Source organism: Oscillibacter acetigenes (assembly GCF_025567605.1).
GTDB classification, from domain to species: Bacteria; Bacillota; Clostridia; order Oscillospirales; family Oscillospiraceae; genus Oscillibacter; species Oscillibacter welbionis.
In genome coordinates this window covers 25582-39802 of record NZ_JAOQKG010000002.1, presented here as the reverse complement: position 1 = coordinate 39802, position 14221 = coordinate 25582, and the positions used below count along the sequence as shown (strand labels likewise).

General features: G+C 63.4%; 12 protein-coding genes. 7 read left to right on the top strand and 5 right to left on the bottom strand.

The features are described 5' to 3' along the window. Positions 1-350: 350 nt before the first annotated feature. A complete protein-coding gene (locus OCV80_RS03980) occupies positions 351-773 on the bottom strand; it encodes a signal peptidase II (RefSeq protein ID WP_021749047.1) in 423 nt (140 codons plus the stop codon). Continuing rightward, complete coding sequence (locus OCV80_RS03975; RefSeq protein WP_119310558.1) at positions 770-3445, bottom strand: translation factor GTPase family protein; 2676 nt, start codon at positions 3443-3445, stop codon at positions 770-772. Before OCV80_RS03975 ends, OCV80_RS03980 begins: the two co-directional genes overlap by 4 nt. Positions 3446-3610: 165 nt before the next feature. Between OCV80_RS03975 and OCV80_RS03970 the strand changes: the two genes are divergently transcribed. The 7 genes from OCV80_RS03970 to OCV80_RS03940 all read left to right on the top strand — a co-directional run bounded on the left by OCV80_RS03970 (position 3611) and on the right by OCV80_RS03940 (position 12041). Continuing rightward, the gene (locus tag OCV80_RS03970) at positions 3611-5029 is read left to right on the top strand and encodes a vWA domain-containing protein (protein ID WP_021749045.1); all 1419 of its coding nucleotides are present in this window, start codon (positions 3611-3613) and stop codon (positions 5027-5029) included. Positions 5030-5032: 3 nt separating this feature from the next. Further along, positions 5033-5959 (top strand): hypothetical protein, encoded by a 927-nt coding sequence (locus OCV80_RS03965; protein ID WP_021749044.1) that lies wholly within the window; start codon positions 5033-5035, stop codon positions 5957-5959. A 31-nt stretch (positions 5960-5990) separates the two neighbouring features. Continuing rightward, positions 5991-7505: an ATP-binding protein gene (locus OCV80_RS03960; RefSeq protein ID WP_353866953.1), complete on the top strand. Its 1515-nt coding sequence runs from the start codon at positions 5991-5993 to the stop codon at positions 7503-7505. Between the two features lie 23 nt (positions 7506-7528). Further along, positions 7529-8203, top strand: coding sequence for a response regulator transcription factor (locus OCV80_RS03955; RefSeq protein ID WP_119310556.1), 675 nt, complete (start codon positions 7529-7531; stop codon positions 8201-8203). Positions 8204-8207: 4 nt separating this feature from the next. Then, on the top strand, positions 8208-9191 hold the full coding sequence (locus tag OCV80_RS03950; RefSeq protein ID WP_021749041.1) for a sensor histidine kinase: 984 nt from the start codon (positions 8208-8210) through the stop codon (positions 9189-9191). Between the two features lie 113 nt (positions 9192-9304). Beyond that, positions 9305-10072: an ABC transporter ATP-binding protein gene (locus OCV80_RS03945; RefSeq protein WP_021749040.1), complete on the top strand. Its 768-nt coding sequence runs from the start codon at positions 9305-9307 to the stop codon at positions 10070-10072. After that, positions 10065-12041, top strand: coding sequence for an ABC transporter permease (locus tag OCV80_RS03940; RefSeq protein WP_021749039.1), 1977 nt, complete (start codon positions 10065-10067; stop codon positions 12039-12041). The genes OCV80_RS03945 and OCV80_RS03940 overlap by 8 nt, the downstream gene beginning before the upstream one ends. 101 nt (positions 12042-12142) lie before the next feature. On the opposite strand, the gene OCV80_RS03935 is transcribed toward OCV80_RS03940, so the two are convergent. From OCV80_RS03935 to OCV80_RS03925, 3 genes are read right to left on the bottom strand one after another with little or no spacing between them, the layout of a single operon-like run. Then, positions 12143-12910 carry a hypothetical protein gene (locus OCV80_RS03935; RefSeq protein ID WP_267288230.1) on the bottom strand — a complete coding sequence of 256 codons (768 nt, stop codon included), beginning with the start codon at positions 12908-12910 and terminating at the stop codon, positions 12143-12145. Further along, on the bottom strand, positions 12907-13761 hold the full coding sequence (locus OCV80_RS03930) for an ABC transporter ATP-binding protein (RefSeq protein ID WP_256264857.1): 855 nt from the start codon (positions 13759-13761) through the stop codon (positions 12907-12909). Before OCV80_RS03930 ends, OCV80_RS03935 begins: the two co-directional genes overlap by 4 nt. Next, on the bottom strand, positions 13751-14122 hold the full coding sequence (locus OCV80_RS03925) for a GntR family transcriptional regulator (protein WP_021749036.1): 372 nt from the start codon (positions 14120-14122) through the stop codon (positions 13751-13753). The genes OCV80_RS03930 and OCV80_RS03925 overlap by 11 nt, the downstream gene beginning before the upstream one ends. Between the last annotated feature and the right edge of the window lie 99 nt (positions 14123-14221).

The following is a 14221-nucleotide window of genomic DNA, read 5'->3' as shown; positions in this document are numbered from 1 at the left end:
CAACATCCCACGGCGTTTGCGTCAAATGTCTGTAAAATGTCTCACATAAGACGCGGCAGAGTGCGGTCCGTTACGATGTCTCTTTTTGTATTATTCTAATAATACAGTAACACAATTTTGAAATTTGTCAATGACAAATTTTTAAGCCATTCAAAAAAACTGTACTGCCCGTACTAGTACAGTTAGTATATACACAAACACAACTAATTGTCAATTTACAAATCAGTTACAGTTCCGTGTTTTTTTCGTAAATTCAGTATAGATTCCCTTGGTTTACGAAAAAACTGTGAAATTTCTTAAATTTTTATGAAGAGAGCCGCCCTGCGTGGAATCACGCAGGGCGGCTCATATTACTGCCTTCTGCGGCGCAGCACCATCAGCACAGCGCCCAGGAAGATGGCCAGGTCCGCCAGATTGTAGGTGTATTTCTTCAGCGGCCCCGGCGCCTTTGGAAAGCGCAGATAGTCCAGGACCCGTCCATGGCGGATCCGTTCCCACAGGTTGCTGAGTCCGCCGCCTAGCAGCAGTCCGGCCCCCAGGCCCCGGCCGCCGCACACCCCCAGCAGCGCCCACAGCGCCGCCAGGGACAGGGGGGCCATCTGCCGGCCGTTCAGCGGGACAAGGCCGAAGCCGGAGCCCTGGTTGTACCGGGGTTCGATCCGCACCCGGCCGCCGTCCAGCTCCTTTTGGGGCAGCCCCTTGCGCTCCAGGGTTCCGCGGACCTGGCCGCAGAGGGCCAGCACCGCGCCTGCGGTACAGCTCAATCCGATCATGGCTTCTCCTCCTCTGTCTGTCTCTGGGCCCGCTCCAGGGCGGAGCGGACGTTTCCGGTCTTCTGCCTGCGGTTGTTGGCGGCCAGGATGTCCGCGATCTGGCCTTCCACCTGCTCCACCTCCTGCCGGAAGGCGCTGGCGGAAAGCCGCAGGGCCCCGTGGCCCAGAATGATCAGCTGCTCCGGGCCGTCGGAGGTAGCCACCCGCACCCGATGGCGGCGGCCAATCTCGTAAGTGGCCCGCTCGATATAGGCGTCCGCCGTCTCCGCCTCCTTGGTGTAGACCACGTGGATGTCGTGGTACTTCTCCACGCTGCCCTGGCCGCCCTTGACCTTATAGGCGTCAAACACGGCGATGACCTCGCACTTCCGGAAGCCCCGGTAGTTGCTGAGGAGATCGCACAGCTGCTTGCGGGCGGCGTCCAGATTGTCCCGGGCGATGGCCTTCAGCTCATCCCAGGCAAAAATGATGTTGTAGCCGTCCACCAGCAGGTACTCCGGTCCGGAGAACTGCTCCCGGATGGTCCGCTTTTCCTGCTCTGCCTCCGCTGTCGGAGCAGGGCGCCGGGGGTCTTTCGGGGGAATAAAGGCCCGCCGCTTCACGGGGCCGTAGGTCCGCTCGAAGATGGCCTGGAGCTCCTTATCCTGCTCGATGGTCCCAGCGTAGACAGAGGCGCGCCGGGTATCAGACCTCCCCGCCAGCTCCTCTTTCTCCGGTCCCAGGTCCAGGCCGCTGGACACGTGCGCCCGGGCGGGCACTTCATCCCAGGGGACGATGACGCCGGCGCCGTGGCTACAGAACACGGAGTCCGGGGAGTTGTCCAAATCCGCCGTCGGGTCGTAATCGACGGACGCCAGCACAGCGTCCTGGTCCGCGCAGGGCGCATAACCCCGGAGGGAACAGAGCAGCCGCCCCCGGCCCTGGGTGTAGGCGGCCACCTCCCGGGCGTAGTCCCCCAGAGCGGACACCGCCACAGCACCAGTGAGCACAGCCTCCTCCCCCGCTGTCTCCGGCGGAGACAGCTGCGCCCCCATCTGCTGGAGGTCCGTCATGGCCCGGCCTACCTGAGGTGCGGGCAGCTCCAGGCGGAAGTCGTACCAGGGCTCCAGCAGGATGCTCTCCGCCTCCATCAGCCCCTGGCGCACCGCCCGATAGGTGGCCTGGCGGAAGTCGCCGCCCTCCGTGTGCTTCACGTGGGCCCGGCCCGCCGCCAGGGTGATCTTCATATCCGTAATGGGGGAGCCGGTCAGCACCCCCAGGTGCTCCTTCTCCGCCAGATGGGTCAGGACCAGCCTCTGCCAACGGCCCTCCAGCTGGTCCTCCGGGCAGGCCGTCCCGAACTCCAGGCCGCTGCCCCGCTCCCCAGGCTCCAGCAGCAGATGGACCTCTGCATAGTGGCGCAGGGGCTCAAAGTGGCCGATGCCCTCTACTGGGGCGGCGATGGTCTCCCGATAACAGATGGTGCCGGGGCCGAAGGCCACCTCCAGGCCGAACCGCTCCCGGATCATGCGTTGTAAGATCTCCAGCTGGATCTCCCCCATCAGCTGCACGTGGATCTGGCGGGTCTGCTCATTCCAGGCAATGTGGAGCTGGGGATCCTCCTCCTCCAGCTGGCGCAGATTGCCCAGGGCAGTGTGGGGATCCGTCCCCTCCGGCAGCAGCACCTGATAGGTCAGCACCGGCTCCAGCGCCGGGGCAGTCCAGCCGGCCTCAAGCCCCAAGCCCTCTCCCGCCCGGCTGCGGGAGAGACCTGTCACGGCGCACACCGTCCCCGCCGGGGCCTCCTCCACCGTGCGGAACTTGGCGCCGGAGTAGATGCGGATTTGATCCGCCTTCTCCTCCCACACCTGGTCCTCTCCCAGACCGGGGCGGCGGTTGGTCAAAAGGCTCTTCACCCGCAGGGTGCCGCCTGTCACTTTTAAATAGGTGAGGCGGGTGCCCTGGCCGTCCCGGGCGATCTTGTAGATCCGGGCGCCGAAGGTCTCCGGATAGGCGGGAACCGGGGCATACTGTTCCACCCCCTCCAGGAATTCCGAGACCCCCTCCAGCTTCAGCGCAGAGCCGAACCAGCAGGGGAACAGCTTCCGCTTCCCGACCATTCGCCGCAGGTCGCCGTCTGTCAGAACTCCGGTCTCCAGATACCGCTCCAGCACTGATTCATCGCAGACGGCCGCCTCCTCCCGGAACGATTCGTCCCGTTCGCCGCTGAAATCCACACAGCCGCTGCCCAGACGCTGCTTTAAGCCTGCCAGAACTGCGGAGCGGTCTGCCCCCGCCAGGTCCATTTTATTGATAAAGAGGAAGGTGGGGACGTGATACCGCTCCAGCAGCCGCCAGAGGGTGCGGGTGTGGGCCTGGACCCCGTCGGTGCCGCTGATGACCAGAATGGCACAGTCCAGCACCTGAAGCGTCCGCTCCGCCTCAGCGGAGAAGTCCACATGGCCCGGCGTGTCCAACAGGGTAACCTCCGTGTCCTTCAGGGAAAACACCGCCTGTTTGGAGAAGATGGTGATGCCCCGTTCCCGCTCCATGGCGTCCGTGTCCAGAAAGGCGTCCTGGTGGTCCACCCGGCCCAGGCGCCGCAGGGCGCCGCTCTGATACAGCAGCGCCTCCGACAGGGTGGTCTTCCCCGCGTCCACGTGGGCCAATATTCCAACGACCAGCTTTCTCATGTCTCCACTCCATCTTTCGTGTTCATACAGGTTTATCATATCATCTCCCGGCGGCGGGCGCAAGACGCCGTCCGGGGCGTTTTTCTTGCATTGCCGGTATCCCCATGCTAAAATAAAGGGTCAGAACATCGGGCGCCCGGCGCCCTTTCGGGAAGAGTTGTGCTTATGGAAGATCATGTGGAAAAATTCCGCCAGGCGGACGCCCTGGCTCAGAATATCCTGCGCCTGACCCGGAACACCCTGCTGGTGAACCTTCGGTTTCTGGATCTGGCCCTCAGCCAGTTCCAGCTGACCTCCTATCCAGGTACCCTGGCCACGGACGGCCAGCACCTGTTTTACGACACGTACTACGTCCTGTCCATGTACAAGCGGGAGCGGGGCCGGAATGTGCGGGACTACCTGCACATCGTGCTCCACTGTGTGTTCCGGCACCTGTTCACCAGCGCCAACATCGACCGTCGGTGCTGGGACCTGGCTTGCGACATCGCGGTGGAAAGCGCCATTGAGGACCTCCACCTGGAGAGCGCCGCCTGCAACCGGGCCTATGCCCAGGAGGAGACGCTGAAGGAGCTCCGCTCCCAGGTGCGGCTCCTGACGGCGGAGAAGCTCTACCGGTACTTTCTGGACCGGCAGCTCTCCGACGATCAGATGGCCCGGCTGCGGGACCCCTTCCTGGCGGACGACCACCGGGCCTGGTATCTGCCGGTGAAGAGCGGCCAGGGCGCCGGAGGAGGCAGCCAGTCCAACGGCCGGACACCGGAGACCGGCACCCCCGGCAAGCAGAAGTCCGGCCGGGGCGGCCAGGGCAGCCGGGCCCGGACGCCCAAGTCCGGCACGGAACGGCGGGACCGTGACCTGGAGCAGACCTGGCGGGAGATCAGCGAGCGACTCCAGGTGGACCTGGAGACCATATCCCGCCGCCACGGCACCGATGCCGGCAATCTGGTCCAGGAGCTGAAGGCGGTGAACCGGGAGACGTATGACTATGCGGACTTCCTCCGCCGCTATATGAGCCTGGGCGAGGTCACCCAGGTGAATCAGGACGAGTTCGACTATATCTACTACACCTACGGTCTGTCCCTGTACGGCAATATGCCCCTGGTGGAGCCGCTGGAGTACAAGGAGGTCCGGCGGATCAAGGAATTCGTCATCGCCATCGACACCTCCGGCTCCGTCAGCGGCGACCTGGTGCAGCGGTTCGTCACCAAGACCTACAACATCCTGCGCCAGCAGGAAAACTTCTTCACCAAGATCAATCTCCACATCATCCAGTGCGACGCGGAGGTGCAGGAGGACCGGAAGATCACCAGCCAGAAGGACTTCGACAACTATCTGGACACCATGCAGCTCCACGGCTTCGGCGGCACGGACTTCCGCCCGGTGTTTCAGTACGTGGACGAGCTGGTCCGGGCCGGAGAGTTCACCAACCTCAAGGGCATGATCTACTTCACCGACGGCCGCGGCATCTTTCCGGAGAAAAAGCCGGACTACGACGCGGCCTTCGTTTTTCTGGACGACGGGTACGACCCGCCGGACGTGCCGGTGTGGGCCATCAAGCTGGTATTACAGAGCGAGGAGATCTGAACCATGGAAACACAAGTGGAATGCCTGCGGCTGGAGGGCCGCCGGGCCGTGGTGCAGCCGGAGGGGCCGGTGGCCCGGGTCAGTGCCAAGGCCGTGCCCGCCCTGCGGGGCGTGGAGATTCTGGTGATCCCCCCGGATGTGGATGCCTTTTACGGCCTGAATCGCTTTGAAAACCTGCGGATCGTGGAATACGGCGGCACGGCGGATGTGTTCGCCTTTCAGGACAGCCTGGACTGGCTGTCGGAGAAGCTGGCCGACGAGGAGGCCTTTCTCTTCCGGCTGGCCACCAACGCCATCGGCGCCCGCCCCATCTCCCCGGCGCTGACCGCTATTGCGGCCCCCCGCATGCGCCCCATTCACGCCATGGTCCACTGGGACTGCCTGATGGCCGCCTTGGACGAGCGGGCCGCCAACGGCACCGTCCGGCAGGACACCTCCCGGGAGAATATCTTCCTGTGCCAGGGCTACGCCCAGTTGAAGCGGCTGGAATACGCCTTCTATCTGGGTTTCTCTTTGGAAGAGGAAGGGTACGCCCCGGAGATCGGCGCCTGCTACCGGCAGGAGGACCGCTTCACCGGAGAGGAGCGGCTGATCTACGCGCTGGCCCTGCTGCGGGGCCACTCCTATCAGGAGTTCTACACCAACGGCGGCACCAACGACTTCCGGCACATGCGGCCCAAGGAACATTATCTGGAGCATCTGCGCCGGAACTTGGCCCTGACGGACAACGACGCCCTGCGCCGCCAGCTACTGCAGCTGGCAGACCTGGGCTTTCTGGACCAGGACAACTGCCGGGCCGCGGTGGACCTGTTGCTGCGCAGCCGTCTGACAGAGGCCACCGCCTTTCTTCTGGACTACTGCAACCGCCGCTGGCCCCGGGAGACGGCTGGGGCGGACACAGATTTTCTGGACGCGGAATTTGCGCTTTGAATCATACCGATACTGAGGAAAGTCAGGTTGAATGACCATGAACATCAAAGAGGCCAAGGAACAGATCAAAAACGCCATGACGGCATACTTCACCAAGGATGAGTTCGGCAGCTACGCAGTGCCGGTGGAAAAGCAGCGGCCTGTGTTCCTCATGGGCCCTCCGGGCATCGGCAAGACCGCCATCATGGAGCAGATCGCCCAGGAGTTGGACGTGTGCCTGGTGTCCTACTCCATGACCCACCACACCCGGCAGAGCGCCCTGGGTCTGCCCTTCATTGAGAAGAAGGTCTTTAACCGCAAGGAGTACCAGGTCTCCGAGTACACCATGAGCGAGATCATCGCCTCCGTGTACGAGACTATGGAGGCCACCGGCAAAAAGGAGGGCATCCTCTTCCTGGACGAGATCAACTGCGTCAGCGAGACGCTGGCCCCTTCCATGCTGCAATTTCTGCAATATAAAATCTTCGGCCGCCATCGGGTGCCGGAGGGCTGGATCGTGGTCACTGCCGGCAACCCGCCGGAGTACAACCGCTCCGTCCGGGAGTTCGACATCGTTACCTGGGACCGGCTCAAGCGCATCGACGTGGAGCCGGACTTCGATGCCTGGAAGGAGTTTGCCTACCAGAAGCACGTCCATCCGGCGGTGATGACGTACCTGGAGATCCGGAAGGGTGACTTCTACAAGGTGGAGTCCACGGTGAACGGCAAGCGGTTCGTCACCGCCCGGGGCTGGGACGACCTGAGCCAGATGATTCACCTGTACGAGCAGAACCACCTGCCGGTGGATGAGAAGCTCATCATCCAATATCTCCAGAATCCCAAGATCGCCAAGGAGTTCGCGGTTTACTACGACCTGTTCAACAAGTACCGCAGCGACTACCAGGTGGACAAGATCCTCGCCGGCAAGGCCACCAAGGCCATCCGCCAGCGTGCCTCTGCCGCCAAGTTCGACGAGCGGCTGTCCCTGCTGGGTCTGCTGCTGGACGCCGCCACCGGCGAGCTGCGCTCCGTGGTGGAGCGGGAGGAGATGCTGCGGGAGCTGCTTGGCATCCTGAAGGACGTGAAAGCCGCCCTGACCGCGCCGGAGGCGGATCTCGCCGCTCTGCTGGAGGAACAGCTGCGCCGTCAGAAGACCCGCATCGACACCGGCAGGCGGTCTGGCAGTCTCTCCCAGGAGGCGGAGCGCTCTCACCGCCGGATCATCGCCGCTCTGGAGCGGCAGAAAGCCCTGGCTGGACAGACCGTGGACAGTCAGACGGGCTTTGCTGCAGTGAAGGCGGACTTCGACCAGATGGTCCAGGGCCTGAAAGCCCAGGCCAAGACCGCCGGGGAGATGCTGAACAACCTCTTCGCCTTCTGCGAGGAGGTGTTCCCGGAGGGGCAGGAGCTGCTGATCCTGGTGACGGAGCTGACCATCAACTACTACGCCGCCACCTTCATCAGCCGCTACGGCTGCGACGCGTATTTCACCCACAACCAGGAGCTGCTGTTCTACGAGCGCCAGCAGGAGATCATCTCCCAGCTGGAGTCCCTGGAGCTGAACTGACCGCGGGGGGAGAGGAGGGGCTCATGTACCGCATTTTCATCGTGGAGGACGACGCGGCCATCGCCGGGGTCATCCGCCGCCATCTGGAGGGCTGGGGCTACACCGTCCGCTGCGCGGAGCGGTTCGACGACGTCTTGTCGGAGTTCGCCGCCTTCGACCCCCATCTGGTGCTGCTGGACGTCTCCCTCCCCTTCTTCAACGGCTACCACTGGTGTCAGGAGATCCGCCGGGTCTCCAAGGCGCCCATCTTATTTCTCACCTCCGCCTCGGACAATGTGAACGTGGTGATGGCCATGCAGCTGGGCGGGGATGACCTGCTGGCAAAGCCCTTTGATTTACAGGTGCTCTCCGCCAAGGTCCAGGCCCTGCTGCGGCGGGCCTACGACTTCGGCCCGTCTTCCCACCTGCTCTCCTGCGGCGCCGCGGTGCTGAACGTGTCTGATGGGACGCTGGATGCCCACGGGCAGCGGGTGGAGCTGACGAGGAACGAGTGCCGGATTCTGCAGCTCCTGCTGGAGCACAAGGGGGAGATCGTCAGCCGGGACGCATTGATGACCCGGCTGTGGGAGTCCGACAGCTTTGTGGATGAGAACACCCTGACGGTGAACATCGCCCGGCTGCGGCGGAAGCTGGAGGCGGCGGGCCTCCCGGATTTCATCCGCACCCGGAAGGGCGCCGGATATCTGGTGGAGGGGTGACGGAATGCTGACAGCCTATCTCAAGCGCCAGTGGAAGCTGCTGTTGCTGCTGGCCGGGGCGGTGGCGGTGTTCGCCGCCGTGTTCGCCCTGTACAGCCTGCCGGTGGAGGCGGTTGCCTATGCAGGCCTTCTCTGCCTAATGCTGGGGCTGGTCCTGTTTGCCCTGGGGTACTCCGCCTTTCTCCGGCGGCACCGGGAGCTGGAAGGGCTTTTACGAAAGGTCCATGAGTCGGTGCTGCCCCTGCCGCCGCCCCGGGGCGTACTGGAGGCGGACTATCAGGCCCTGCTGAGGGCGGTCTGCGCCGACCGGGTGCGTCTGGCGGCGGAGAACCGGGACCGGCTGGAGGACATGACGGATTACTACACCCTCTGGGCCCACCAGATTAAAACCCCCATCGCCGCGGCCCGGCTGCTCTTGCAGGAGGATCCCGGCGCTGTGGGCACGGAGGTGGAAGTGGAGCTCCTGAAGATCGAGCAGTATGTGGACATGGTGCTGGGCTACCTGCGGCTGGACAGCGAGAGCACGGACTATGTCCTCCGGGACACGGACCTGGACGGCCTGCTGCGGCAGGCGGTGCGGAAGTTCGCCCGGATGTTCATTCTGAAAAAGATCACCCTGGACTTTCGGGAGACCGGGCGGACGGTGCTGACGGACGGGAAGTGGCTCTCCTTCGTGGTGGAGCAGGTACTGTCCAACGCCCTGAAATACACCCCCGCCGGGGGCCGCATCCGGATCTACGGGGACGGAGAGACGCTGGTCATCGCCGACAGCGGCATCGGTATCCGGCCGGAGGACCTGCCCCGGGTGTTCGAGAAGGGCTTCACCGGCTACAACGGCCGGGAGGACAAGAAATCCACCGGCATCGGGCTGTACCTGTGCCGCCGGGTGATGGACCGGCTGAACCACGGGATCTCTATCGTCTCCCGCCCCGGGCAGGGGACGCTGGTGCGGCTGGACCTCTCCCGGGGCCGACGGGTGGTGGAGTGACCCAATGTGACGAAACTGTAAGGAATCGGGCCGGACTGTAAGCCAAATCCATGGCAGACAGTCCGGCCCTTTGGCTACAATAGAGGCATGATCCGATACGAGGAGGAATCTTGATGCCATTGTTGGAAGTACAGCATGTACAGAAAATCTACACCACCCGCTTCGGCGGCACGCAGGTCCAGGCCCTGTCCAACGTCAGCTTCTCCGTGGAGGAGGGGGAGTACGTGGCCATCATGGGTGAGTCCGGCTCCGGCAAGACCACCCTGCTGAACATCCTGGCGGCCCTGGACCGCCCCACCGCCGGGGAGGTTTTACTGGAGGGCAGGCCCCTCTCTGCCATCCGGGAGCGGGATCTGGCGGCCTTCCGCCGGTCCCACCTGGGGTTCGTGTTCCAGGACTTCAACCTGTTGGACACCTTCTCCCTTCAGGACAACATCTATCTGCCCCTGGTGCTGGCGGGCACAGACTACCGGGAGATGCAGCAAAAGCTCCGCCCCATCGCAGATCAGCTGGGCATCTCGGACATCTTGGCGAAATACCCCTATGAGGTCTCCGGCGGCCAGAAGCAGCGGGCTGCTGTGGCCCGGGCCCTCATCACGGACCCCCAGTTGATTCTGGCAGACGAACCCACCGGCGCTCTGGACTCCCGGTCCTCCGACGCCCTGCTGGAGCTGTTCGGAGAACTGAACGGCACCGGGCAGACCATTTTGATGGTCACCCACTCGGTAAAGGCGGCCAGCCACGCTGGACGGGTGTTGTTCCTCCGGGACGGACAGGTGTACCACCAGCTCTACCGGGGCGGCGAGAGCCAGGAGGCCCAGTTCCGCCGGATCTCCGACACCCTGACGGTCCTGGCGGGAGGCGGTGAGCCCCATGCGTAAGTCCGGATTCTTTCCCCGCTTGGCCCTGGTGAATCTGATGCGCAACGGCCGGTTCTATGGGCCGTATCTGCTCTCCTGCGGCATGACGGCCGCCATGTACTACATTCTCTCCTACCTGACCTTCAGCGACATTGTGGCCTCCGTCCGGGGGGCCGGATATCTCCAAAGCCTGATGTACCTGGGCCGGCTGGTGGTGACGCTGTTCTCCGCGGTTCTGCTGCTGTACGCCAACAGCTTTGTGATGAAGCGCCGCCGGCGGGAGCTGGGGCTGTACAACATCCTGGGTCTGGAGAAGCGCCACACCGCCCGCCTGATGGTGTGGGAGACGCTCTACTGCGCCGCCGCGGCCATTGTGGGCGGGCTCGCGGCAGGGGTGCTGTTGAGCAAGCTGGTGCTGCTGCTCCTATTGCAGCTGTCCCACCTGCCGGTGGAGTATGGCTTTGAGATCAGCCTCTCCGGCATGGCCGATACCGCCGCTCTCTTCGGCTTCCTCTTCCTGCTGACGCTGGTGTGGAACCTGTTCGGGCTGCTCCGGTCCCGTCCTGTGGAACTGCTCCACAGCGCCAGTGCCGGGGAGCGGGAGCCCCGGACCCGCCGCCTGCTGGTGGTGCTGGGGGCCGTCACTCTGGGGGCTGGCTATGCCACCGCTCTGACGGTAGAGGACCCCTTTACCGCCCTGGCCTATTTCTTCCTGGCGGTGGCGCTGGTGATGGTCGGCACCTACTGCCTGTTCACCGCCGGGTCCATCGCCCTGCTGAAGCACCTGCGGAACAGCCCCCGGTACTACTACCAGCCCAAGCACTTCACCGCCGTGGCGGGGCTGCTGTACCGGATGAAGCAGAACGCCGTGGGCCTGGCCAACATCTGCATCCTCTCCACCATGGTGCTGGTGACGGTATCCACCACCGTCAGCCTGTACGCCGGGCTGGAGGGAGCTTTGGAGCGGATGTATCCCTATGATGTGGACGTGGTCCAGTCCCTGGACGAAGTGCCGCCGGAACAGGAGACAACACTGAACGAGGACACCCTGGAACGGGTCCAGGCCGCAGCAGCAGACGCGGGCCGGAAGGTGGAACTGCTCCAGTGGTCCACTCCGGGGGACACCGTCGGCTATTACACAGGAAACACCTTCACCCTTGTGGCGCAGGAGGGCGTCAGCACCGAAATCCGGTTGCTCACCGCCGATGACTACGGCCGCCTCACCGGCCATACCGTGGACCTGGAGCCGGAAGAGGTGCTGGTCCAGGCAGAGAATCTGGACCTGCCGGATACCTTCTATATCGAAGACCTCCCTTTTCACATCGCTGGGACCATCATGGACTTTCCCCGATACAACAGCTCCATCCTGATCTCCGGCCAGACGGCGCAGCTTTTCCTGGTGGTGGCGGATGAGACCGTAGTCTCCGCCATCAGCGACCGGGATGCCAGCAGAGTCCACCGGGAATTTCGTGTCCAGGTGGACCTGGACGGCACGGAAGAGGAAAAGCTGGCCTTTGTGGACCCCCTGCTGGCGGCGGACGCCAATGACGTGTACTCCGTCATCAGCCATCAGGACAACGCTGTGGACCTGTACACCATGTACGGCGGCTTCCTGTTCCTGGGCGTGTTTCTGGGGCTGCTGTTCCTGCTGTCCACGGTGCTCATCATCTACTACAAGCAGATTTCCGAGGGATATGAGGACCAGCGCCGCTATCAGATCATGCAGCAGGTGGGCATGAGTCCCCGGGAGGTCCGCTCCTCCATCCGCAGTCAGGTGCTGCTGGTGTTCTTCCTGCCCCTGGTGACGGCGGGCATCCATGTGGCGGCAGCCTTCCCCATGCTGTGCAAACTGCTGGAGCTGTTCAACCTCTTTGACGTCCGTCTGTTCGCCCTCTGCGCCGCCGGGACGCTGCTGGTGTTCTGCGCCATCTACGCCTTGGTCTACGGCCTTACCACCCGCACGTACAGCCGCATCGTGGGCGGACAATAGGACACATGGAGCGCCCCCGGAGATATCAGATATAAGATAAAGGATAAGAGATGCCCTTGTTTGGGAAGATCTCTTATCCTTTATCTTTTCACTTTTATCTGTTACTTTGCAGGCCGGATCATGGCCCGGCGCAGCAGCAGCCAGCTGAGGGCGAAGAACGCCGCCCCCATGGCCAGCAGCACCGCCGCCGCGTTCCAGGGGGATGCGGCCAGGAACTGTCCGAAAGCCGCCAGGGCCTCCACCGCCGCCCGCCCGGCGGAGGTGGTGCCCAGCCAGCTAATCAGCGGCACACTGCCGAAGATCAGCACCAGCGGCACGGTCACGGAAATCAGGATGGTCCAGAACTTGTTCAGCCGCCAGTACAGGGCGGAGCAGAACTGCCCCAGGGCCGCCAGCATCCAGCCCACCGCGGCGGAGAAGATCGCGCCCCGCACCAGGCCACCGATCCCGGCACCGGCGGAGGGTCCCTCATAGATCACCTGGTACAGATCTGTAATCAGCAGCCGGCCCTGGCCGCCCAAGACTGTTTGATAGGCGCCCATAATCACCGTGACACCCGCTGCCACCAGCACCGCCGCCACCGCCAGGGCAGCCACGTCCGCCAGGAAGGCGGACCGACGGGACACGCCGTTCTGGTTCAGCACCCGCTGATTCTCCCGCAGGCCCACCATGCCCAACACAAGGCCGAACATCCCCACGGCAATGGAATAGCCGTTGAAGCTGACCTCCATGGCCGTCTCTCCGGCCAGGAAATAGGTGATTGCCAGCATCGCCGCCGGGATCAGCGCCATGACCAGCCACAGGATCGCCACTGCCCGGAAATAATTCCGGACCTCATACCGGAAGGCCCGGCCGAATCGCGTGTTCATCTCTGATCCTCCTCTTCCATCAGGCTGATAAAATACTCCTGGAGCCCCACGCGCCGCCGCTCCAGCCCGGCGGGCAGGTCCTCTGTCCCCCCGCCCCGGATGCAGACGGTCTTGAGTCCGCCCAGCACAGAGGATGTAAACACGTCCCGCCCGGCGGCCCAGCTGTCCACCACCCCGGCAGGGCCGGACACCGCCCAGCAGGCGGCGGTCAGCTCTTCCGTGGGCGCGTCCTGCAGGATGCGTCCCTTCCGGATGATGACCGTGTGCTCGATGAGGTCCGCCACCTCCGCGATCAGGTGGGTGGAGACCACCATGGTGCAGGGGTGCTCCGCGTATTTCTGCACCAGCAGCTTGTAGAACAGGTCCCGGTGCTGGGCGTCCAGACCCAGAACAGGCTCGTCAAACAGCACATAGGGGGTGTTGACGCTGAGACCCAAAATCAGACGGAAGATGGACCCGTAGCCGGTGGAGAGGCCGTTGATCTTCTTGTTCAACGGCAGTTCGAACTGCTTTGCCAGGCTCTCCGCATAGCTCCGGTCGAAGTCCGGGTAAAACACGGCCGCCGTGTCCAGGGCCCGCTTCACCTTCATGTCGTCGGGATACAGGTTCTTCTCCCCCACCAGGAACAGCTTGCCCAGCGCCGCGTCGCTGCCCGCGGGAGCGCCGTCCACGGTGACGGTGCCGCTATCTGGGCACAGCCGACCGGAGAGGATGTTCAGCAGCGTGGACTTGCCAGCGCCGTTGTTGCCCAGCAGCCCGTAGATCTTCCCCTCCTCAAAGGTCAAAGACACATCCTCCAGGGCGCGGGTGTCCGCAAACCGCTTGGAGATGTGCTGAAACTCAATGGCCATCTTCTTTCATTCCCCTTTCCAGAAGTTCCAGCAACTCCTGATCCGTCAGGCCCAGATTCCGGGCCTCCCGCACCATCCGCTGGACGTAGTCCTGATAAAACCGCTCCCGCCGGCTCTGGCGGAGCTTCTCCCGGGCGCCGGAGGCCACAAACATCCCCACGCCCCGTTTCTTGTACAGCAGCCCCGCGTCCACCAGCAGGTTGATCCCCTTCAGGGCGGTGGCGGGATTGATCCGGTACTGCACCGAATACTCCGTGATGGACGGCACCTGGCTCTCCTCCGGGTAGGCCCCGGAGAGGATCGCCTCCTCCAGCTGCTCCGCGATCTGCTGGAAGATGGGCCGGTCTTCCGTCAACGTCAAGGCGGTTCCCCCTTTCCTGCCGATTTGTTATCTGGTTAATTAGTCTAGTAACTAACCGTGTGGCTAATATAGCATGAGCCGCACCTCTTGTCAATAGGG

Coding starts and splice junctions, on each gene's coding strand:
- OCV80_RS03980 (WP_021749047.1), bottom strand. CDS start 773: ATGATCGGATTGAGCTGTACCGCAGGCGCGGTGCTGGCCCTCTGCGGC.
- OCV80_RS03975 (WP_119310558.1), bottom strand. CDS start 3,445: ATGAGAAAGCTGGTCGTTGGAATATTGGCCCACGTGGACGCGGGGAAG.
- OCV80_RS03970 (WP_021749045.1), top strand. CDS start 3,611: ATGGAAGATCATGTGGAAAAATTCCGCCAGGCGGACGCCCTGGCTCAG.
- OCV80_RS03965 (WP_021749044.1), top strand. CDS start 5,033: ATGGAAACACAAGTGGAATGCCTGCGGCTGGAGGGCCGCCGGGCCGTG.
- OCV80_RS03960 (WP_353866953.1), top strand. CDS start 5,991: ATGACCATGAACATCAAAGAGGCCAAGGAACAGATCAAAAACGCCATG.
- OCV80_RS03955 (WP_119310556.1), top strand. CDS start 7,529: ATGTACCGCATTTTCATCGTGGAGGACGACGCGGCCATCGCCGGGGTC.
- OCV80_RS03950 (WP_021749041.1), top strand. CDS start 8,208: ATGCTGACAGCCTATCTCAAGCGCCAGTGGAAGCTGCTGTTGCTGCTG.
- OCV80_RS03945 (WP_021749040.1), top strand. CDS start 9,305: ATGCCATTGTTGGAAGTACAGCATGTACAGAAAATCTACACCACCCGC.
- OCV80_RS03940 (WP_021749039.1), top strand. CDS start 10,065: ATGCGTAAGTCCGGATTCTTTCCCCGCTTGGCCCTGGTGAATCTGATG.
- OCV80_RS03935 (WP_267288230.1), bottom strand. CDS start 12,910: ATGAACACGCGATTCGGCCGGGCCTTCCGGTATGAGGTCCGGAATTAT.
- OCV80_RS03930 (WP_256264857.1), bottom strand. CDS start 13,761: ATGGCCATTGAGTTTCAGCACATCTCCAAGCGGTTTGCGGACACCCGC.